Origin of the sequence: Streptomyces sp. 1331.2 (genome assembly GCF_900199205.1) — a bacterium.
GTDB lineage: Bacteria > Actinomycetota > Actinomycetes > Streptomycetales > Streptomycetaceae > Kitasatospora.
In genome coordinates, this window is the sequence record NZ_OBMJ01000001.1 from 248752 (window position 1) to 267798 (window position 19047).

17 protein-coding genes are annotated in these 19047 nt (G+C 74.7%); 6 read left to right on the forward strand and 11 right to left on the reverse strand.

Annotated features, from left to right (window positions below; translation table 11 throughout):
• Nucleotides 1-85: 85 nt before the first annotated feature.
• From CRP52_RS01190 to CRP52_RS01200, 3 genes are all read right to left on the reverse strand, one after another.
• Nucleotides 86-763, reverse strand: a complete 678-nt coding sequence (locus tag CRP52_RS01190) for a response regulator transcription factor (protein ID WP_097234643.1) — start codon at nucleotides 761-763, stop codon at nucleotides 86-88.
• Nucleotides 760-2118 carry a sensor histidine kinase gene (locus tag CRP52_RS01195; RefSeq protein ID WP_097234644.1) on the reverse strand — a complete coding sequence of 453 codons (1359 nt, stop codon included), beginning with the start codon at nucleotides 2116-2118 and terminating at the stop codon, nucleotides 760-762. Before CRP52_RS01195 ends, CRP52_RS01190 begins: the two co-directional genes overlap by 4 nt.
• Nucleotides 2119-2258: 140 nt before the next feature.
• Nucleotides 2259-4460 (reverse strand): MMPL family transporter, encoded by a 2202-nt coding sequence (locus tag CRP52_RS01200; RefSeq protein ID WP_097234645.1) that lies wholly within the window; start codon nucleotides 4458-4460, stop codon nucleotides 2259-2261.
• A gap of 400 nt (nucleotides 4461-4860) precedes the next feature.
• Here CRP52_RS01200 and CRP52_RS01205 point away from each other — a divergent pair, with 400 nt between their 5' ends.
• The 4 genes from CRP52_RS01205 to CRP52_RS39090 all read left to right on the forward strand — a co-directional run bounded on the left by CRP52_RS01205 (nucleotide 4861) and on the right by CRP52_RS39090 (nucleotide 9147).
• Nucleotides 4861-5985 (forward strand): DegT/DnrJ/EryC1/StrS family aminotransferase, encoded by a 1125-nt coding sequence (locus CRP52_RS01205; RefSeq protein WP_097234646.1) that lies wholly within the window; start codon nucleotides 4861-4863, stop codon nucleotides 5983-5985.
• A gap of 62 nt (nucleotides 5986-6047) precedes the next feature.
• Nucleotides 6048-6986, forward strand: coding sequence for an NAD-dependent epimerase/dehydratase family protein (locus CRP52_RS01210; RefSeq protein WP_097234647.1), 939 nt, complete (start codon nucleotides 6048-6050; stop codon nucleotides 6984-6986).
• Nucleotides 6987-6999: 13 nt separating this feature from the next.
• Complete coding sequence (locus tag CRP52_RS01215; RefSeq protein ID WP_097234648.1) at nucleotides 7000-8091, forward strand: glycosyl hydrolase; 1092 nt, start codon at nucleotides 7000-7002, stop codon at nucleotides 8089-8091.
• A gap of 129 nt (nucleotides 8092-8220) precedes the next feature.
• Nucleotides 8221-9147, forward strand: a complete 927-nt coding sequence (locus tag CRP52_RS39090; protein WP_257032218.1) for an excalibur calcium-binding domain-containing protein — start codon at nucleotides 8221-8223, stop codon at nucleotides 9145-9147.
• Between the two features lie 104 nt (nucleotides 9148-9251).
• On the opposite strand, the gene CRP52_RS01225 is transcribed toward CRP52_RS39090, so the two are convergent.
• From CRP52_RS01225 to CRP52_RS01245, 5 genes are all read right to left on the reverse strand, one after another.
• On the reverse strand, nucleotides 9252-9989 hold the full coding sequence (locus CRP52_RS01225) for a polysaccharide deacetylase family protein (protein ID WP_097234649.1): 738 nt from the start codon (nucleotides 9987-9989) through the stop codon (nucleotides 9252-9254).
• Between the two features lie 7 nt (nucleotides 9990-9996).
• The gene (locus tag CRP52_RS01230) at nucleotides 9997-10809 is read right to left on the reverse strand and encodes an SDR family NAD(P)-dependent oxidoreductase (protein WP_097234650.1); all 813 of its coding nucleotides are present in this window, start codon (nucleotides 10807-10809) and stop codon (nucleotides 9997-9999) included.
• A gap of 78 nt (nucleotides 10810-10887) precedes the next feature.
• Nucleotides 10888-11775, reverse strand: coding sequence for a hypothetical protein (locus tag CRP52_RS01235; protein WP_097234651.1), 888 nt, complete (start codon nucleotides 11773-11775; stop codon nucleotides 10888-10890).
• Between the two features lie 264 nt (nucleotides 11776-12039).
• Nucleotides 12040-12957: a class A beta-lactamase gene (gene bla, locus CRP52_RS01240; RefSeq protein WP_097234652.1), complete on the reverse strand. Its 918-nt coding sequence runs from the start codon at nucleotides 12955-12957 to the stop codon at nucleotides 12040-12042.
• A gap of 114 nt (nucleotides 12958-13071) precedes the next feature.
• Entirely contained in the window at nucleotides 13072-13875 is an 804-nt protein-coding gene (locus CRP52_RS01245) for an SAM-dependent methyltransferase (RefSeq protein ID WP_097234653.1), read from the reverse strand.
• 280 nt (nucleotides 13876-14155) lie between these two features.
• Here CRP52_RS01245 and CRP52_RS01250 point away from each other — a divergent pair, with 280 nt between their 5' ends.
• Nucleotides 14156-14788 (forward strand): RNA polymerase sigma factor, encoded by a 633-nt coding sequence (locus CRP52_RS01250; RefSeq protein ID WP_097234654.1) that lies wholly within the window; start codon nucleotides 14156-14158, stop codon nucleotides 14786-14788.
• Nucleotides 14789-14823: 35 nt separating this feature from the next.
• Nucleotides 14824-15534 (forward strand): hypothetical protein, encoded by a 711-nt coding sequence (locus CRP52_RS01255; protein ID WP_179852643.1) that lies wholly within the window; start codon nucleotides 14824-14826, stop codon nucleotides 15532-15534.
• 29 nt (nucleotides 15535-15563) lie between these two features.
• Here the strand turns inward: CRP52_RS01255 and CRP52_RS01260 are convergent, their stop codons facing one another.
• The 3 genes from CRP52_RS01260 to CRP52_RS01270 all read right to left on the reverse strand — a co-directional run bounded on the left by CRP52_RS01260 (nucleotide 15564) and on the right by CRP52_RS01270 (nucleotide 19047).
• Nucleotides 15564-17447 carry a condensation domain-containing protein gene (locus tag CRP52_RS01260; protein WP_097234655.1) on the reverse strand — a complete coding sequence of 628 codons (1884 nt, stop codon included), beginning with the start codon at nucleotides 17445-17447 and terminating at the stop codon, nucleotides 15564-15566.
• 125 nt (nucleotides 17448-17572) lie between these two features.
• Nucleotides 17573-18250 (reverse strand): 4'-phosphopantetheinyl transferase family protein, encoded by a 678-nt coding sequence (locus CRP52_RS01265; protein WP_097234656.1) that lies wholly within the window; start codon nucleotides 18248-18250, stop codon nucleotides 17573-17575.
• Nucleotides 18247-19047, reverse strand: coding sequence for a hypothetical protein (locus CRP52_RS01270; protein ID WP_097234657.1), 801 nt, complete (start codon nucleotides 19045-19047; stop codon nucleotides 18247-18249). The genes CRP52_RS01265 and CRP52_RS01270 overlap by 4 nt, the downstream gene beginning before the upstream one ends.

A 19047-nucleotide genomic window follows, 5' to 3' on the forward strand; every position in this document is an offset into this window, starting at 1 on the left:
TGAGTCACCGGCAGACTACTCGCTGATACACCCGTTCGGAGGTCGTTTTCGGCCAGGCGCGGGGCCCGGGGGGCACATCCTGTCGTCAGGACGGACGGCCGGGCGGGACCAGGCCGGACTGGTAGGCGATCGCGACCAATTGGGCGCGGTCGCGGGCGTCGAGCTTGGCCATCGCCCGGTGCACGTGGGTGCGGACGGTGAACGGGCTGACGAACATCCGCTCGGCGATCTCCTCGTTGGTGAGGCCGGTGGCGGCCATCGACATCACCTCGCGCTCGCGGGCGGTGAGGACGGAGAGCCGTTCGCTCACCGGGCCGGCGGCCGTGGTCTCGGGCTGGGCCAGGAACCGGTCGATCACGGCCCGGGTGGCGGCGGGCGAGAGCAGGGCCTCGCCGGCCGCGACGGTGCGGACGGCGGCCAGCAGCTCCTTCGGGTCGGCTCCCTTGCCGAGGAAGCCGCCGGCGCCCGCGCGCAGTGCCTGGGCCACGTACTCGTCGATCTCGAAGGTGGTGAGGATGAGCACCCGGGTGCCGGACAGCTGCTCGTCGCCGCAGATCTCGGCGGTGGCGCCGAGGCCGTCGGCGCCGGGCATCCGGATGTCCATCAGGACGATGTCGGGCTTGGTGGCGCGGGCGAGCTCCACGGCCTCGCGGCCGTCGGCGGCCTCGCCGACCACCTCCATGTCCTCCTCCGCGTCGATCAGGAGACGGAAGGCGCCGCGCAGCAGGGCCTGGTCGTCGGCGAGCAGTACCCGGATGGTCATGGGGTGTCCTGTCCTTCGGCTTCGTGCGGACGGGCGGCGGGGCGGACGGCCCGGGCGGCCCGGGCGGCGACGTGCGCTGCGGAGCCGTCTCGAACGGCGTGATCCTGCCCCTCGGCCGCCCCGGTGGCGCCCGCCGCGAGGTGCACCGGGCCGTCGTCGCGGGCGCCGGTGCGCAACGGGAGTTCGGCGGTGACCAGGAAGCCGCCGTCGGGCCGTGCATCGGCGGCGAGCCGGCCGCCCACCGCGCCGGCCCGCTCCCGCATGCCGATGAGACCGAACCCGCTCTCGCCGGGGGCGGGCTGGGGCAACAGCGCGGCGCGGGGGCGGCCGGTCGTGCTCGGGCGGCCGTTGGCGACGCTGACGGCGACGCGGCTCTCGCTGTAGGCGAGGGTGACCTCGGCGTCGGCGCCGTGGGCGTGCTTGGCGACGTTGGTCAGCGACTCCTGGACGATGCGGAAGGCGGTGAGGTCGACGCCGGGCGACAGTGGCCGGGCCTCGCCCCGGACGGTGAGGCGGACCGGCAGCCCGGCCCGTTCGAAGGAGCCGATCAGCTCGGGCAGCCGGTCCAGGCCCGGGGTGGGTTCGAGCGGGGCCGGCTCCTCGGCGCGGCGCAGCAGGCCGACGGTGGCGCGCAGCTCCTGCAGGGCCGAGCCGGTGGCGTCGGTGATGTGGCTGAGCACCTCGCGGGCCTGGACGGGGTGACTGTCCATGAGGTGGACGGCGATGCCGGCCTGGGCGTTGGCGAGGGCGATGTGGTGGGCGACGACGTCGTGCAGGTCCCGGGCGATCCGGATCCGTTCGTCGGCGACCCGGCGGCGGGCCTCCTCCTCCCGGGTGCGTTCGGCGCGTTCGGCGCGCTCCTCGATGGCTGCGAGGTGGGCGCGGCGGTTGCGGATGGAGTCGCCGAGGGCGCCGGGCAGCAGGGCCCAGGCGAGGACGCCGAGCCGTTCGCCGATGGATCCGCCGGTCTGGACGGTCAGCGCGATCCCGGTGAGCAGGACGGCGCTGGTGATGGAGGCGCGCAGCGCGGTGGAGCGGTCGGTGCGGACGGCGAGGAAGTAGAGGGCGCAGAGCAGCGGGGCGGCGAGGGCGATGGTCAGCCGGGGGCTGGTGAGCGCGAGCAGGACGGTGCAGGCCAGGGTGGCGGCGGTGACCGCGCGCGGGTGGCGGCGGTGGTCGAAGACGGCGAGGGCGGAGACCAGCCCGAGGAGTCCGGAGACCGGTTCCAGGCTGCTGATGTGGCCGGTCTGGTCGATCGTGGCACCGACCCCGACGATCGCGATCAGGACGGCGCCGCCGATCACGTCCAGTCGTCGGGGGTGGTTCCGGCGCATGCGCTGCCAGGTGGTGGTCATGGTGCTGGTCTCCGGGTCGCGAGTCAGGGGCCGTCGGCGCTGGAGCCTGTCCGGACAGGCCCCAGCGGCGGCGGCCCCTGACTGCAACGGTAATCGGTGGGCGGATGGACCGGGGCCCGGCAGGATCCACCGGACGGGCCCTACACGGTGACGGACTCCCGGGCCGGGGCCGCTTCGGTGGCGGGGGTCTGCAGCTTGCTGCCCTCGACGTCCACGTCCGGTATGAGGCGGTCCAGCCAGCGCGGCAGCCACCAGGCGCGGCGGCCGAGCAGGACGAGGACGGCCGGGACGATGGCCATCCGGACCACGAAGGCGTCGAAGGCGACGGCTGCGGCGAGCCCCAGGCCCATCATCTTGATCATCGGCTCGCTCATCCCGATGAAGCCCGCGAAGACGGCGATCATGATGAAGGCGGCGGCGGTGACGACCCGGGCGTTGTGTCGGAAGCCGGTGACGATGGCCTCGCCGGGCTGCTCGCCGTGGACGTAGCCCTCGCGGATCCGGGTGACCAGGAACACCTCGTAGTCCATGGCGAGGCCGAAGACCACGCCGATCATGAAGATCGGCATCATGCTCATGACCGGGCCGGTCTGCTCCACGCCGATCAGATCGGCCAGCCAGCCCCACTGGAAGACCGCGACCACCGCACCGAGCGCGGCGACCACCGAGAGCAGGAAGCCGAGCGCCGCCTTCAGCGGGACGAGCACCGAGCGGAAGACCACCATCAGCAGCAGGACGGCCAGGCCGACGACCAGGGCCAGGTAGGGCAGCAGTGCGTCGGTCAGCTTCTGCGAGACGTCGATGTTCATCGCCGTCGTGCCGCTGACCAGGACCGTCGCCCCGGTGGCCGACTTCAGGCCGGCCGCGTCGCCGCGGATGGCGTGCACGATGTCCTTGGTCTCGGCCTCGCTCGGGCCGGTCGCCGGGATCGCGCTGAGCAGGGCGGTGTCCCCCGTCTTGTTGAACATCGGCGGCGTCACCGTCACCACGCCGGGCAGGGCGGAGACCTGCCGGGAGACCGCGTCGGCCGCCGCCTTCGGGTCGGCGACGCCCTTGGCGTCCACCAGGACGGTCAACGGGCCGTTGAAGCCGGGGCCGAAGCCCTCCGAGAGCAGGTCGTAGGCGCGGCGCTGGGTGGTGGAGGTCGGCTTGGCCTCGTCGCCGGGCAGGCCGAGCCGCAGGTCGAGCGCGGGGGCCGCGAGCACGCCGAGGCCGATCACGCCGCCGAGCAGCACCGCGAGCGGGCGGCGCAGCACGAACCGGGCCCAGCGGGCGCCGCCGTTCTCCTTCGTCGCCGCCCGGGCGGCGTCGCCGCCGGCCTTGCGGACCTTGCGCGGCAGCACCTTGCGGCCCAGGAAGCCGAGCAGCGCGGGGACCAGGGTGAGCGCGACCAGCACGGCGATGACGACCGTGCCGGCGGCGGCCATGCCCATCTTGGCCAGGAGCGGGATGCCGACCACGGAGAGCCCGGCGAGCGCGATCACCACGGTGAGCCCGGCGAAGACCACCGCCGAGCCGGCGGTGCCGACGGCCCGGCCGGCCGCCTCCTGGGGCGTGCGGCCCTCGGCGAGCTCGGCCCGGTAGCGGGAGACGATGAACACCGCGTAGTCGATGCCGACCGCGAGGCCGAGCATCATGGCGAGCGTGCCGGTGGTGCCGGACAGGCCGAGCGCGCTGCCCAGCGCGGTGATCAGCGACATGCCGAGGCCGACGCCGACGACCGCCGTGAGCAGCGGCAGGCCGGCCGCGACCAGCGATCCGAAGGTGATCACCAGGACGACGGCGGACAGCGCCATCCCGATCGCCTCGCTGCTGCCGCCCGCCTCCGCCTTGGCCATCAGCGCGTTGCCGCCGATCTCGACCTTGAGCCCGGCGTCCCGGCCGTGCTGGGCGGCCTGCTCCAGGGCGGTGGTGGCGCCCGTGGACAGCTTGCCCGCCTTGACGGAGTAGCTGACCGTCGCGTACGCGGTAGTGCCGTCCTTGGAGACGGCGCGGGCCTTGAACGGGCTGACCGCGCCGGTGACCTGCTCGGCGTGGGACAGCTCGTCGACCGTCCGCTCGACCGCCTGCTGGTTGGGCCCGGCGGTGATCTTCTGGCCGGAGGGCGCGACGAACACCAGCCGGGCCGAGGCTCCGTCGGCGTGGCCGCCGGGGAAGCGCTCGTTCATCAGGTCGAAGGCCTTCTGCGCTTCCGTGCCGGGCATCGCGAAGCCGTCGTCGGGTGCGGCGGGCGCCTTGGCCGCCAGGACTCCGCCGACGGCGAGCACGGCGACCCAGAGCAAGGTCACCAGCCGGCGCCGGACGAAGGCCCATCGGCCCAGGCGGTAAAGGAACGTGGCCACGGGGGAGCGGACTCCTTCGGATGCGGTGCTCGGAACAGGGCGCGCCGCGGCGGTCCTGGCGTCCTGGTGGACGCCGTGCGCCCCCGAGGACGCGGTCCGCCGCAGCGTTACCAATCCTTGATCGCCGACCCCTGCTCCGTCGTCGTCCCTGCGCAGGCCGTTTGCGTACTGCGGACGCAGTACGGGCGTCCCCCGCGCGCAGGAGCGCACGCCCCACGTCGGGAGTAGCCCTCCTACCTGCGGCGGAAGCAGCCGGGTCACCCGTGCGGGCGGCGACGACGGGCCGGGCCCCGGCTGGGCGAAGTAGCGTGATGTGCCTGACCCGTCCGCTCTTCCTGCGGTTCGGGAGGATCCGACCCGATCGGTGCTGCCGACCGCAGCCCGCCGCCGGAGGTGCCCCATGGGCGTTCCAGCCGCCCGCATCGTGTTCGACGAGAGCGACCGCGCGGCCGTCGCCGAGGCGGTGACCGAGATGCTCACCACCGGCGCCCTCACCCTCGGCCCGTGGACCGAGCGCTTCGAGCAGGCCTTCGCCGCCGAGCACGGCGCCTCGCACGCCGTCGCGGTGAGCAGCGGCACGGCGGCGCTGGAGGTGATCCTGCGCACCGTCGACGTCCGGGGCCGCGACGTGGTCGTGCCCGCCGTCACCTTCTACGCGACGGCCGGTGCGGTGGTCCATGCAGGCGGGCGCCCGGTCTTCGCCGACGTCGACCCGGCCACCCTCGCGCTCTCCCCCGAGACCCTGGCGGCGGCGCTCACCCCGGACACCGCCGCCGTCGTCCTGGTGCACATCGGCGGACTGGTCACCCCGCAGGCGGAGGCCCTGCGCGCGCTCTGCGACCGGCGCGGCATCCCGCTGATCGAGGACGCCGCGCACGCCCACGGCAGCAGCCTCGACGGTCGCGCCGCCGGGACCTTCGGCCTGGCCGGGGCCTTCTCCTTCTACCCGACCAAGGTCACCACCAGCGGCGAGGGCGGCATGATCCTCACCGAGTCGCCGGAGCTGCGCGACGAGGCCCGGATCTACCGCGACCAGGGCAAGGGCTCCTTCACCACCAACCACCACGTCCTGCTCGGCTACTCCTGGCGGATGAGCGAGCTGCACGCGGCCGTCGGCGCGGTGCACCTGCGCCGGCTCAAGGAGTTCATCGAGACCCGCCGGGCCGTCGCCCGCCGCTACGACGACGCGCTGGCCGGGCTCGACGGCCTGGACCCGGTGCTCGAACCGCCCGGCTGCCGCGGCAACTACTACAAGTACGTGGCGCTGCTGCCGCCCGGGACGGACCGCGCCGCGTTCAAGCGCGCGGTGGCCGAGGAGTACGGCGTGCGGCTGTCCGGCGAGGTGTACGACCTGCCGCTGCACCTGCAGCCGGTGTTCGCCCCGTACCGGCGCGGCCCGCTGCCGGTGGCCGAGGACGTGTGCGCCCGCCAGATCTGCCTTCCGGTGCACTCCGACATGACGGAGGACGAGACGGAGCAGGTCGTCACGGCCGTCACGGCGGTGCACCGGCGCCTGGCCGGATAGCCGGGACAGCAGCAGGAAACGACAACGCGGACCCGCCGGAAGAGAGCGAAGGGAGCAAGAACGTGCGGATAGCCGTCACCGGGGGGTGCGGATTCATCGGCTCACACGTCGTGGACCACCTGATCGCGGCCGGCCACGAGGTCCTCGCGGTGGACACCACCGACAAGTACCTCAACCCCGACGCCGAGCACGCGCGGATCGACGTCCTCGACCTGAAGGCCCTCACCTCGGCGCTGGCCGGCAGCGAAGTGGTCTACCACCTCGCCGCGATGGCCGACGTCGAGCAGGTCTCCGCCGACCCGGTCCGGGCCGTGCGCACCAACATCGACGGCACCGAGGCCGTCCTGGAGGCCGCCCGGCGCAGCGGCCTGAGCCGGACCGTCCTGGCGAGCACCGTCTGGGTCTACGGCGCCGCCCTTGCCGGCGAACAACTCGGCGGCGAGGAGCAGGAGTTGGACGAGCACGTGCCGATCGAGCTGGAGCACAGCGGCCACCTCTACGTGGCCACCAAGCTCGCCGCCGAGATGCTTGTGCACAGCTACCGAGAGCTGTACGGGCAGCACTTCACCATCCTGCGCTACGGCATCCCGTACGGGCCCCGGATGCGCGACGAACTGGTCGTCGCCCGGTTCGTCCAGGCCGCGCTGGCCGGGCGGCCGATCACCATCGCCGGAGACGGCCGGCAGAGCCGCAACTTCGTCTACGTCGAGGACCTCGCCGACGCCCACGTCCGGGCCCTCTCCCCCTCCGCCGAGGACCAGACCTTCGCCCTGGAGGGCTCGACGGCCGTCTCGGTGCGCGACATCGCCGACACCGTCGACGGGCTGCTCGGGCCCGTCACCATCGAGCACATCGACGGCCGGAAGGCCGACTACACGGGACGGCGGATCTCCTCCGCCCAGGCCAAACGGCTGCTCGGCTGGTCCCCGCGGACCAACTTCGAAGAGGGCGTGCGGCGGTACGCGGACTGGTACCGGGCCGCCACCGCCGCCACCACCTGACCGGGGCCGCCCGATGCCGCACGCCCTGCTGGTCTCCGGCTCGCTCGGCCAGGGCCACGACGTCATGGCCCAGGCCTGCGCCGACACCCTGCGGGAGCTCGGCTGGACCACCAGCACCGTCGACGCGATGGCCCTGCTCGGCGAGCGCTCCGGCCCGGCCGGGGAGACGGTCTTCCGCCGGCTGCTCGACCTGCCCGGGGTGTACGACGCCTTCCACTTCTCGGCGCTGCGCCCGGGCGCGAGGATCGCCCTGCTCGCCGACGCCGCGGCGCGCGCCCGGCTGGTCCCCGCGCTGCGCAGGCTGGTCGAGGCGCAGCGGCCGCAGCTGGTGGTCTCGGTGTTCGCCACCGCGACCTCGGCGGTCAACCACGTCCAGGAGTGGGGGCAGGGGCGGGAGTTCCGGCACTTCGTGTTCTGCACGGACGTCACCCCGCACCGGCTCTGGGTGCAGGAGGGCACGGACCTGTTCCTGGTCACCTCGGAGGTCGCGGCCTGCGCGGTGCGGCGCTACCGGCCCGACGCCGACATCGCCGTCGTGCCCGCGCCGCTGCGCCGGCCGTTCTACCGGCCGCCGGGGCGGGCCGGGGCGCGCGACGAACTGGCCGTACCGCCCGACGCCCCCTGCGTGCTGCTGATGTCGGGCTCCTGGGGGCTCGGGCCGCTCGCCCGCACCGCCGCCTCGCTCGCCGCCGCCGGGCCGCACGTGCTTGCCGTGGCCGGGCGCAACCGGGAGCTGGAGCGCCGCCTGCGCGCCGCCGCGATCCGCCGGCCCAGGCTGCACCCCTTCGGCTACACCGACCGGATTCCCACCCTGATGGCCGCCGCCGACCTGGTCGTCACCAGCTCCGGCGACACCTGCAGCGAGGCCCGGGCGCTCGGCCGACGGCTGCTGCTCCTCGACGTCGTCCAGGGCCACGGGCGCGACAACCTCCAGCACGAGCTCGAACTGGGCCACGCCGACGTCTCCACCGCCCGCCCGGCCGAGGTCGTCCGCAACGCCCTCGCGGCGCTGAAGCGCCCCTCCCCCGCCCCCTCGCCCGGCGCCACGCCGGAGGGCTGGCGGACCGGGTTCGGTGCGGCGCTACGGCGGGTGGGGCTGGGCTAGGGCAGGCCCTGACGACCGCCGCGAATTCCCGCTCACGCCTTACCTGTTCTATACGGGTCCTTTACACTCGGCGACGCCCTGCGGCGACGCGCTCGCCGAGGGCTCCCAACCTCCCTAAGGAAGCCGCACTTGACGCACGATCCGTTCCGGTCGTCCGCAGCACGGGCCTTTCCGTCCCGGACGCCCGCCAACCGTCTGATTCGCGCCGCCGCCCTGCTGTTCGTGCCACCGATCGCCGCGATCTGGCTCTGGCGCTCCCGCCGCCTGCACGTCGCCGCCAAGGTGGTGCTGACCGTCTTCTGCGTCCTCAGCACCTTCTACTGGATCGGCATCATGGCCGGGTCGCCGGAGAAGGCCCGACCGGCCGCGGCACCCGCCCCCACCCACGCCCCGGCTCCCGCCCCTTCGCCGACGGCATCGGCCACAACAGCGGCCACGGCAACGCCGGCCGAGACCCCGCACCCGAGCGTCATGCCCGACATCACCGGACGCACGGCCGTCGAGGCACGAGCCCTGCTGGTCGCGGCGGGAGTTGCGGCCGACCGGATCCACGAGGCGAGCCGCTACCTGGACCTCCCGCTCCCCGCTGAGCACGGCAGCTGGCTGGCCTGCGCGAGCGAACTGCCGCAGGGCAGCCCGCTCACCCCGGGAGCGGAGACGACCCTGCGCCTGGTGCAGCCCGGAGCCTCCTGCCCGGCCGACCATCAGCAGGCGCTCTACGCGGACCAGCGGAACAACCCGGCCAACCCGACCACCCCCGCCAACCCGACCACCCCGGCTGCCCCGGCTGCCCCGGCTGCCCCGAACCAGCCGGGCGGCTCCGGTGGCAGCGCCAGCTCGGGCGGGGCCTCCGGGGGGACTTCCGGCACTTCCACCGGCGGCACTTCGGGCAGCGCGTCCGGAGGCGGCGGCGGCAGCAGCACCGGTGGCGGCAGCGCGTACTACAAGAACTGCAGCGAAGTGAAGGCGGCGGGCAAGGCCCCCCTGCACCGGGGCGACCCGGGGTACCGGCCCGAGCTGGACCGCGACAACGACGGTGTCGCCTGCGAACGTTGATCCTCCCGACGGACGGGGACGCCCCGCTCCACCTCTGCTGGTGGAGCGGGGCGTCCCGTGTTTTCGGGCAGGTCCCGGTCGGTCGGCTGCCGGACGGGCTCCGGTCAGGGCGGGACCGCGTGGTCGCGGAGGGGGCCGAGGGTGAGGTGGTGGGTGCGGCAGTGGGCGGCGATCAGGGGCAGGGCGGCGAGGGTGGCGCGCCAGGAGTCGGGGGCCGAGGTGCAGTCGGAGTCGTGGAGGAGCAGGGTGGCGCCGGCGGTGAGGCCGGGGCGGGCGGTCGCGTAGACGGAGGCGCCGGTGGCCTCCGCCGTCCAGTCCCGGCCCCAGGCGGTCCACAGCACGCTGCGCAGGCCCAGGCGGCGGGCGGCCAGGGCCGGGCCGGCGGTCAGGACCCCGTACGGCGGGCGGTACCAGAGCGGGCGGGCGCCGCACAGCTCGGTGACCGCCTCGGTGGCGCGGCGCAGCTCGCGCAGGTCGCGGCCGGGGGCCGGGTACCACTGCGACCGGTGGTACCAGCCGTGGACGGCGACCTCGTGGCCGCGCCGGACCAGTTCACGGCCGAGCGCGGGGGCGCGTTCCAGCATCGAGCCGAGCAGGAAGAAGGTGGCGCGGGCGCCGAGTTCGTCCAGCGCGTCCAGGACGTACGGGGTGCTGCGCGGGTCGGGGCCGTCGTCGAAGGTCAGGGCGACGTGGCCCGGCGTGGTGCCGCGCCCGGCGGTCCGGCGGGCCAGGGTGCGGCGCAGCGACGGGAGGCGGACGGCGGCCGGGGCGAGGTGCAGGAACTCCAGGGCGGCCGCGGCGGCGAGGGAACCGGCGAGGAGCGGCGTGGTGGCGCGGCCCATGCCGTGCTCAGCCGAAGCGCGAGGCCATCCGGCGGAACACGCCGGGCGCGACGCCGTGGATGCGGGCCGGGAAGCCGAGCCAGTGCGGCACGTAGAGGCGGTCGCGTTCGGTGGTGATGCTCGCGACCACGGTGTCCGCGACCCGCTCCGCCGAGACCGGGCGCGGCCGCTCGCGCTGGTACGGCGTGCCGCGGCGGTCGAAGAACGGGGTGTCCACCGCCCCCGGGAGCACCAGGCGCACCCCCACACCGGTGCCGCGCAGCTCGTACCAGAGGCTCTCCGCGAACATCGTCAGCCCGCCCTTGGTCGCCGCGTAGCCCGACTCCTCGCGCACGCCGACCTGGCCGGCCATCGAACCGATGAGCACGATCCGGCCGTGCCGGCGCTCCAGCATGCCGGGCAGCAGGAGGCGGACCAGCCGCAGCGGGGCGGCGAGGTTGACCTCGACCATCCGGTCCAGGGTGTCGCAGGGGGTCTCCGCGAACGGGCCGCGCCAGCCGAGGCCGGCGCTCGCGACCAGGGCGTCCACCCGGCCCGCCTCGGCCAGTGCGGCCTCGGCCAGGCGGCGCGGGCCGTCCGGCTTGCTCAGGTCCTCCGGCAGGGCGAGGCCTCCGGTGCGGTCGGCGGCCGCGTCGAGCCGGGCCCGGTCGGTGCCGGAGAGCAGGGTGCGCCAGCCGGCCTCGGCCAGGCGGGTGGCGGTGGCGAGACCGATGCCGGAGGAGGCGCCGGTGACCAGGGCGACGGGGCGCTCGACCGGCTCCGGCCGCCCGGATCGGGGGTGGGGATCCGATCGGGGTTCCTCCCGGGGTTCCTCCGCCATCGCGCACCTGCCGCTCTGAGGCCGACTCGCCGTCCGTTTTGTCCGGCAAGTCACCATCGCACGGCGGAACCGTCCGGGCTACCGGGGCGGGACGGCAGGCTCCGCCTCGGAGTCCGGGTGGGGGGACGACGGCTCCGCCGACTCACCCTCCAGTTCGCCGAACCGCGAGAGCAGGAAGGTGCCGCACACCGCCACCGCGAAGCCCGTCAGCGCGCACCACTCGAACCCGGGGCGCGCGGCGTCGCCGAGCGCCGCCACCCCAACCAGGGCCGGGCCGAAGGTCTCGGCGACCGTCCCGGCGGCGGTCGCGGCCGTCACCGTGCCGCGCTGCAGGGCGAGCGCATAGGCGAGGTAGCCGCCGAGGCCGCCGACCGCCAGGGCATAGGCGGCAGGGTCGGCGAGGATCGCCGGCAGGCTGGCGGCGTCCAGGACGCGCACGGCGAGACTGGTCACCCCGAAACCGACCCCGGCCAGCAGGCCCAGCCCGGCGGCAGCCACCGTGCCGTCCCGGCGCACCAGGACGAGGGTGGCGAGCAGCATGACGGCGGTGGTGGCCAGCAGCGACCAGTGGAACGCGGCCGGGGCGACGTTCCGGCCCTCCTTGCCGGAGCCCAGCGCGAGCAGGGTCAGGCCGACCACCACGGCGAGGATGCCCGCGATGTCCACCCGGTGCAGGCGCGCGCCCAGCAGCCAGACGGCGGCCAGGGCGGTGACGGCCAGACTGGCGTTGGTGACGGCCTGCACGAGGAAGAGTGGGAGGGTGCGCAGGGCGACGATGCTCAGTACGAAACCGAGGATGTCCACCAGCGTGCCGAGCACGAACTGCCAGGACCGTGCCAGGGCGGCCAGCAGCCCCGCCCGCACCCGGTCCGCGCGCGGGGCCGACCGCGCCCCGCGCGCCTGGAACACCGCCCCGAAGCCGAAGCAGACGGTCGCGACCAGTGCGGTGGTGAGTCCCAGCAGCATGCGTCTCCCCGCTTTACGGGACAGCATCGGTCCACCACCAGTCTCAGCCCGGGGTGGCGGGGGCGCACGGGTGGGGAGGCTGAGGGCGCGGGGGCGGGGGTGAGGGGGCGGAGGGGGTGAGGGCCCGGGGTGGCGGGGGCGCACGGGTGGGGAGGCTGAGGGCGCGGGGGAGCGGTCCGGGGGACGGCGGTGAGGCCGGGCCCGTGTCGCCGGGGGCGGCGACGGCCTGTGGGCCGTCGCCGCCCCTACGCCTGCGGACCGGCTCTAGCCGAGTACGGAGGCGAGCAGCGCCGCGGTCTCGGCGACGAGGGGCTCGTCCTTCGGTGCGGCCTCGTCGGGCTTGGTGGTCAGGACGGCGAGGACGACGGGCGCGCCGGACGGGGTCCAGGCGATGCCGACGTCGTTGGCCGTGCCGTACTGACCGGAGCCGGTCTTGTCCGCGAGGGCCCAGTCCTGCGGGAGGCCTTCGCGGAAGCGGTGGATGCTGGTGGTGTTGCCCCGCAGCCAGGTGGTGAGCTGGTCGCGCTTGGCGGGCGGGAGGGCGTGGCCGAGCGTGAGGCGGCGGTACGTGCGGGCGATGGCCTGCGGGCTGGTGGTGTCGGTGGTCCGGTCCGGTTCGGCCGTGTTGAGTTCGGGCTCCCAGCGGTCCAGACGGGTGACGTGGTCGCCGATCGAGCGGCAGAAATCGGTGACGGCCGTCGGTCCGCCCAGTTCGCGGAGCAGCAGGTTGCCCGCGGTGTTGTCGCTGTGGTCGATGGCCGCCTTGCAGAGTTCGGCGACGGTCATCCCGTTCGCCAGGTTCCTGGCCTCGCCGGTGACGGGGGCGCCGCCGGACCGCTTGATGTCGGCCTCGGTGTAGTGGATCCGCTTGGCGAGGAACTCGCCGTCGCGGTCGAGGTCGCGCAGGACGGCGGCGACGGCGACGGTCTTGAAGACCGAGCAGATCGGGAAGAGTTCGCCCGCGCGGTAGCGGACCGTGCGCCCGGTGGACAGGTTCCTGGCGAAGACGCCGAGGCGCGCGCCGTGTTGCTGTTCCAGGGCGGAGAGTCGGCGGTGGGTGTCGGGGCCGGTCGCCGCGTGTGCCGATCCGCCGGTCGCGGCCGTGACGGCGACGGCCGCTCCGAGGCCGAGGCCCAGGACGGCGCGGCGGCTGTGACGGGTTGCCGAAGGTCGAGTGTGCATGGTCCCCCTCTGAACGGTTGTCGCGGCACGAGCCGCTTCCTGAGTCACAGGACGCCACAGGCGCACCGATGGTTCGTCAACCATGCGAATCAGCGGGGTGATGGGCAAGGCGACTCAGGGCCGGATGGCCACCGCCGCGTACGCCGCGGCCTCTGCGGCCTCGACGGGGGGCTCGTCCGTCGAGGGGCGCCAGTGCGGGGTCGGGACGACGCCGGGGGCGAGAAGCGTCCAGCCGTCGAAGAAGCGGGTGAACTCGGGCAGGGTGCGGGCCTGGGCGGCGGTGCCGGCGGCCTCGTAGATGCGGACCAGGTCGGCGATGTCCCCGGGCGCGAAGTCGGGGGTGACGTGGCTCATCACCAGCGCGCTGCCCGGGGCGAGGACGGACTTGAGGTGGTCGACGAGCTCGTACGCACCGTGGGCGTCGGGGACGAAGTGGAGCAGCGCGTTGAGCGAGAGCGCGACGGGGCGGCCGAGGTCGATGGTGTCGCGCAGTCCGGGGGCGTCGAGGACGCTCGCGGGGTCGGTGGCGTCGGCCTCGACGTAAGCGGTGCGGCCCTCGGTGGTGCCGGTGAGCAGGGCCTGGGCGTGCGAGAGCACGATCGGGTCGTTGTCGGCGTAGACGACGCGGGCGTGCGGCCGGATGCTCTGGGCGATCTCGTGGAGGTTGGGCGAGGTGGGGATGCCGGTGCCGATGTCGAGGAACTGGTCGAAGCCGGCCTCGGCGAGGGCGCGGGTGGAGCGGTGCATGAAGGAGCGGTTGACGCGGGCGGCGGCGCGCAGCCAGGGGGCGACGGAGAGGGCGTGTCCGGCGGCCTCGCGGTCGGCGGCGAAGTTGGTGAAGCCGCCGAGGTAGTAGTCGTACATCCGGGCCGAGTGCGGCACGTTCAGCCGCAGGTCCACCCCGTCGTAGAGGCCCATGGCGTCTTCCCCTCGGCTTGTCGCTCGCACTGGTCGCTCGCGCCCGGTCGATTGCGCCCGGTCGATTGCTGCCCACGGTTGCTGCCCAGGGTTCGCGGGGGTCAATCGTGGCCTGATCGGTTCAAACAGCCGCCTCAAACAGTCACCAGATCCCATGAGATGACAATCGGTATTCACTGTGCAGCCTGGAGTGACAGGCCTGCTGGAATGAGGATGGTCACGGACAGCCCGAACCGCGGGTGGCCCGGTGTGCAGCCGACGGCCACGGAAAGCAGGCTCGATGACGATCGACAGGGGTGCCCCCGCGCGCGGGTACCGGGGCGGGGCGGCGGTGGAGTGTGCCGGCGGGGCCGGGCCCGAGCGCGTGGCCGGGGCCGACCCCGCGCTCCGCCTGGACCTCACCTACGCCGCGTTCTGCGAGACGCACGAACCGGCGTGGCACGCCCTCGCGTTGACCCGGATAGGCAACCAGGCCGACGCCGTCCTGGTGGTCGAGACGGTCAAGGCGGACCTGGCCCGCTGCTGGCCGCAGGTGCTTCGATTCGAGGAACCGGCCGCCTACGCCTGGCGGTTGGCCAACCGCCACGTGTCGGACTGGGTCGCCGCCGAGGAGCCGGTGGCGGTGGAGGCCGTCACCTTCGCGGCGGTGATCGGCGCGTTCAAACAGGTCGCGAACGGACTGCTGCACAGCGAGGCGGACGAGGTGCGGCTGTACGCCGCGATCCTCGAACTGCCGGACCGGCAACGGGACGTGGTGATCCTGCGGTACCTGCTGGGCCTGCACGTCAAGGTGATCGCGGCCTACCTGGGACGGCCGGTGGCCACGGTGCACTCCAACCTGCGGCACGCCCGCGAGCGGCTGGCCCGCCGGCTCGGGGTGGGCGAACTCCCGGACCGCGGCGGCGAACTGTGATGGACGGACCGGACCGTGGGGGCGGGGAGCGTGCGGTGCGTACCGCGCCTGCGGTGATCCACGTGCCCCGGCCGGAACGGGCCAACGCCGAGCGGATCGCGGCGGTGCGGCGGGCCCGGCTGACGGCCGCGCCGACCCATCTGTCCTCGGAGCACGAGCAGGCCGCCTTCGAACTCGGCCTGGTGGTCGCCCTGGTGCTGGGCGCGCCGGATGCCTCCCGGGGGCTGGACCTGCTGGTGAACGCGCGCCGGATCCAGCCGGAGGGCGCGGAGGTGTTCGGCGCGCTGCTGTACGCCACCGGCAAGGAGGAGGGCGCCGAGTTCTGGTGGCGCTTCGCGGCCGGCTCGGGCAGCGGGACGGCCGCGTACTGCCTGCACCTGCACCACCTGATGCTCGGCGAGACCGACGACGCCGACTACTGGCGGGCCTGGTCGGACCAGCTCGCCACGGCCGAACGCCCGCCCGGGCCAAGGACGTTGCGGTTGAACCGGCCGCTGCTGCCGGAGGACGTGCGGCGCGACATCCTCTCCCGGGTGCACCACGGACTGGCCCCGCAGCTGCCGCCCGCGCTGGTCGCGGTGATCGACCGACTGCCGGTGCAGGGAGACGACGAGGCGGAGGAGGTCCCGAGCCCGTGGGGGCTCACCTCGGGGGCGACCTCCGCGTGCTCGTGGGACCTCGCGTGGGGGCTCGCCGCCGACGAGGAGCCGTCGGGGTGGGGCGGCGGGGACCATCCGTTGGGGTGAGGCCGCGGCGACCGCCCGCGGTCATTCGTTCAGGTGAGTGCGGACAGCCGGGCGACGATCTCCGGGTCGCGTCCGCTCCCGGCCACCGTCCGTACGCCGTCCGGGGTCACCTGGCGGACGACGTACCGGTGCGGGGCCATCGCGGTGTCCCGGCCGGGGAGGGCGGCGACCACCGCGCGGTGGGCGGCGGCCGGGTCGAACTCCGGGTCCGCGGTGGTGAGGTCGGCCACCAGGCTTCCGTCGACCAGCGACAGTCGGTGCGGGCCGAGCGTGCCCTCCAGGAGCTCGTGGACGGCGGCCAGGTCGACCCGGGAACCGTCGATCAGCCGCCACTGGCCGGTCCGCCCGTCCGCATGTCCGCCGTCGGGCACGGCTTTCGCGAGGCCGAGGACGGCGGGAAGGCCGGCGAGCGGCACCGGCCCCTCGGCGGCGTCCGCGAGGAGTGCCAGCAGGGTCCGGGCGAAGTGCTCGTTCTCCTCGGGGTCGAGCACCTGCGGGCAGGCGATCAGGACGAAGCCCAGGCTGCCGGTGATCCGCAGGATGGTGAACATCAGCCGGACCGCCAGCGGCGGGGCGGGCAGCGGGGTCAGTTCCGGGTCGGCGGCCGGGGGCGGCTGGGCGTCGGCGACGGCGGGCGGGATGGTCAGGCTGAGGTCGTTGACCACCACCTGCCGGGCGAAGCGGGTGCCCCGCCGGTGGGCGACGTCCTCGATCAGCTGCCAGACGTCCCCGGCGTCCAGGGTGCTGTGCCAGTAGGCGCTCAGCGAGGCCGACTTGGCCCGGCCGATCAGCTGGTCGAAATCGGCCGTTCGCGTGTCGAGCAGGATCAGCGCGTCCTGCGCCAGGGTGCCGACGTGGTCGGCCAGGGCGGCGCGCTGGCGGTTGGCGGAGAGCGCCGAGATCACCAGCTCACCGCGGTCGGCCCGGTGCGCGACCAGTGCGGCGAAGGCGGCGAGCAGGACCACGGACGGGCCGGCGCCGGTGCGGCGGCAGACGGCGGCGAGGTGGTCGGCCGCCCCACGCGAGCGCACCAGCAGGGCCGCGTGGTCGCGCGCCGGGCCGGTGATCCGCGAGTCGGCGAAGACGGTCTGCGGGCCGGTGTCGAGGATCTTCGCCCAGTGCCGCAGCGCGGCGGTCGCCTTGCGCCGCCCCTGCGCGCTCTGCTCGGCGGCGGCGATCAGCAGCGGGGTCGGCGCGGTGACCGGCGGCAACGCCTTCCCGGCGGCGAGGGCGTGCCACTCCTGGATCAGCACGGCGGTGGCTGCGCCGTCGGCGCCCGCGTGGCAGACCACGGCGACCAGCCGCAGCAGCCGCTCGCCCCGGGCCACCATGGTGAACCGGATCCGTGGCGGCGCGGCCGGATCGACCGGCACGGCGACGTCGCTGCGGCCCAGCTCGGCGGCGAGCGCGTCGAGCTCGCGCTCGTCGGGCCCATCGGGACTGCCGGGCTCGCCTTCCGAGCTGACCTCGCCGGGCTCGCCGGCCTCGACCACCGTCACCGCGAACCGGCCGTCCGCGTGCACCACTTGGCGGTCCGGGAAGCCGTCCGGGCCGGGGCCGGCGGGGAAGGAAGTGCGCAGCGACTCGTGCCGCTCGACCAGCAGTCGCAGTGCGACCAGGCCGGCCGGGACCGAGGTGCCGGCCGGGACCGGCCAGGAGGCCTCCCGGTTGATCTGCTCGGGGGCTTCGCCCCGGATGCAGCGGAGCATGTTGTCCTGGCCGCGGGTGAGCGGGCCCACGCCGCTGCTCGCGGCGGCGAAGCGGACGGTGACCCGTCGGGCGGGCGGGCGCCCGGCGGGCGGGGCCTCCTCGTACGGGGCATCCTCGGGCAGGGCCGTCCCGGGCAGGGCCGTCCCGGACAGGGCCGTCCCGGGCAGGGCCGTCTCGGGCGGAATCAGGTCGTGCGCAGTCACGTCGTACGCGCCTTTCGGCTCGCCGGGGAAGGGCTCGCAGGGGTGTGTCAGAGGGGGGTGATCGGGACGCTATCAGCGGCACTGCGAGCTGGTCCAGACCAAAGTCACAACGTGCCGACTGTTCGTCAATGTGCTTGCCAGACACGGGAATTGACATGTATCGGCGAATCACCGAGGGCGGCGACGGCAGCCCGGAACGGGCCCGGCACGGGGACGTCGCAGAGCGTGGCCGATCCCCGGCCGAGACCACCGGGGTCGGCCACCGACACCGGGGGCGAGCCCGCCACGGACACCCCGAAGGCCTGGGTCAGCCGTCCGCCGTAGGCCTTCACCAAGGCCTCGCGGCGACACCACAGCGCGGTGAAGCGGGCCGCCCGTTCCGCCGGCTCGGCGGGCTCGGCGACCGAACGGGCCTCCTCGAAGGGGAACCAGCGCGCGGCCATCCGCTCGGCCGTCCGGGGTGCGTGGATCCGCTCGACGTCGACGCCGACGGGCCGGCCCCCGGCGAGGGCCAGCACCGCCAGTCCGTCCGAGGCCGACCAGCTCACCCTCAGTCCGGCGGCGCCTGCGGCCTCGGGTTTGCCATTCGGCCCGCACTCCCAGACGACCTCGGCCGGGGACACGCCGAGCCGCGCCCCGACCACCTGCCGGACGGCGCCGTGCGCCACGGTGAAGCGGCGGCGCCGCTCGGGGCCGGCGCCGGACGTCCGGGCGCGCTCGGCCGGGTCGAGCAGCTGCCACAAACCGTCGGCCACCCCGGCGGGTTGGTCGGTGTCGATGAGCCAGAAGTCGACTTCGGTCACGGCAGGGTGAGCGTGCTGAGCACCCCGAGCCGACGGTCGTACCCGACGATCAGGGCGGGGCGCTGCTCCTCGCGCCACCGCGGCAGGTGTTCGGCCAGCTGCGCCCACAAGCCGGTGAACGGCTGGACGGGTGAGTCCTCCGAAGCGACGCCATCACCGGAGCCCCCGAGGCCGTCGAGCAGGACCTCCGTCCCGGGCTCCCGCCGATCGGTCGCGGCCCGTACGGCCTCCTCCGGCGCCGTGGCGCCCGTGACCTGCCGGACGGCCAGGCCCGCCCCCGGAGCCTCCTCGCAGACCAGCACCACCACCGCGTGCCGCTCCGGCATCGGTACCGGCACGGGCGGTTCGTAGTGCAGCGCGGTCTGTTCCGCGAGCACCACCACGGCTCGGCGACAGCCGCCGGTGCGGTGGTGCTCGGCGGCCAGGCGCAGGGCGGTGAAGGCGGCGGCGGTGCCCTGGTCGCAGACGGCGAAGGCCAGCGGGTTGCCGGGGACGGACCGGCCGAGTGCGAGCGAGGAGGGCGCGCCGGGGCGGACGTCGGGGGTGTCGAAGGCGAGGACCAGCAGGTCCACCGGCTCGTCCTCGGTGAGCACTTCGCCCAGCAGTCCGGCGGCCAGTTCCTCGTAGGAGCGGCCGACGCCCTCCTTCAGCAGCTCCTCGCGCAGCGGCAGGCCGTAGGGGCGGACGAGATCCGAGACGAACACCCGCAGGTCCGGGTCGAGCGAGGTCTCCGAACGGCCGTCGAAGCGGCGAGCGAGGGCCCGGGTGATCAGCAGGCCGGAGGAGCCGGAGGGCAC

Coding starts and splice junctions, on each gene's coding strand:
- CRP52_RS01205 (WP_097234646.1), top strand. CDS start 4,861: ATGGGCGTTCCAGCCGCCCGCATCGTGTTCGACGAGAGCGACCGCGCG.
- CRP52_RS01245 (WP_097234653.1), bottom strand. CDS start 13,875: ATGGGCCTCTACGACGGGGTGGACCTGCGGCTGAACGTGCCGCACTCG.
- CRP52_RS01225 (WP_097234649.1), bottom strand. CDS start 9,989: ATGGGCCGCGCCACCACGCCGCTCCTCGCCGGTTCCCTCGCCGCCGCG.
- bla (WP_097234652.1), bottom strand. CDS start 12,957: ATGCACACTCGACCTTCGGCAACCCGTCACAGCCGCCGCGCCGTCCTG.
- CRP52_RS01215 (WP_097234648.1), top strand. CDS start 7,000: ATGCCGCACGCCCTGCTGGTCTCCGGCTCGCTCGGCCAGGGCCACGAC.
- CRP52_RS01190 (WP_097234643.1), bottom strand. CDS start 763: ATGACCATCCGGGTACTGCTCGCCGACGACCAGGCCCTGCTGCGCGGC.
- CRP52_RS01235 (WP_097234651.1), bottom strand. CDS start 11,775: ATGCTGCTGGGACTCACCACCGCACTGGTCGCGACCGTCTGCTTCGGC.
- CRP52_RS01230 (WP_097234650.1), bottom strand. CDS start 10,809: ATGGCGGAGGAACCCCGGGAGGAACCCCGATCGGATCCCCACCCCCGA.
- CRP52_RS01250 (WP_097234654.1), top strand. CDS start 14,156: ATGACGATCGACAGGGGTGCCCCCGCGCGCGGGTACCGGGGCGGGGCG.
- CRP52_RS01195 (WP_097234644.1), bottom strand. CDS start 2,118: ATGACCACCACCTGGCAGCGCATGCGCCGGAACCACCCCCGACGACTG.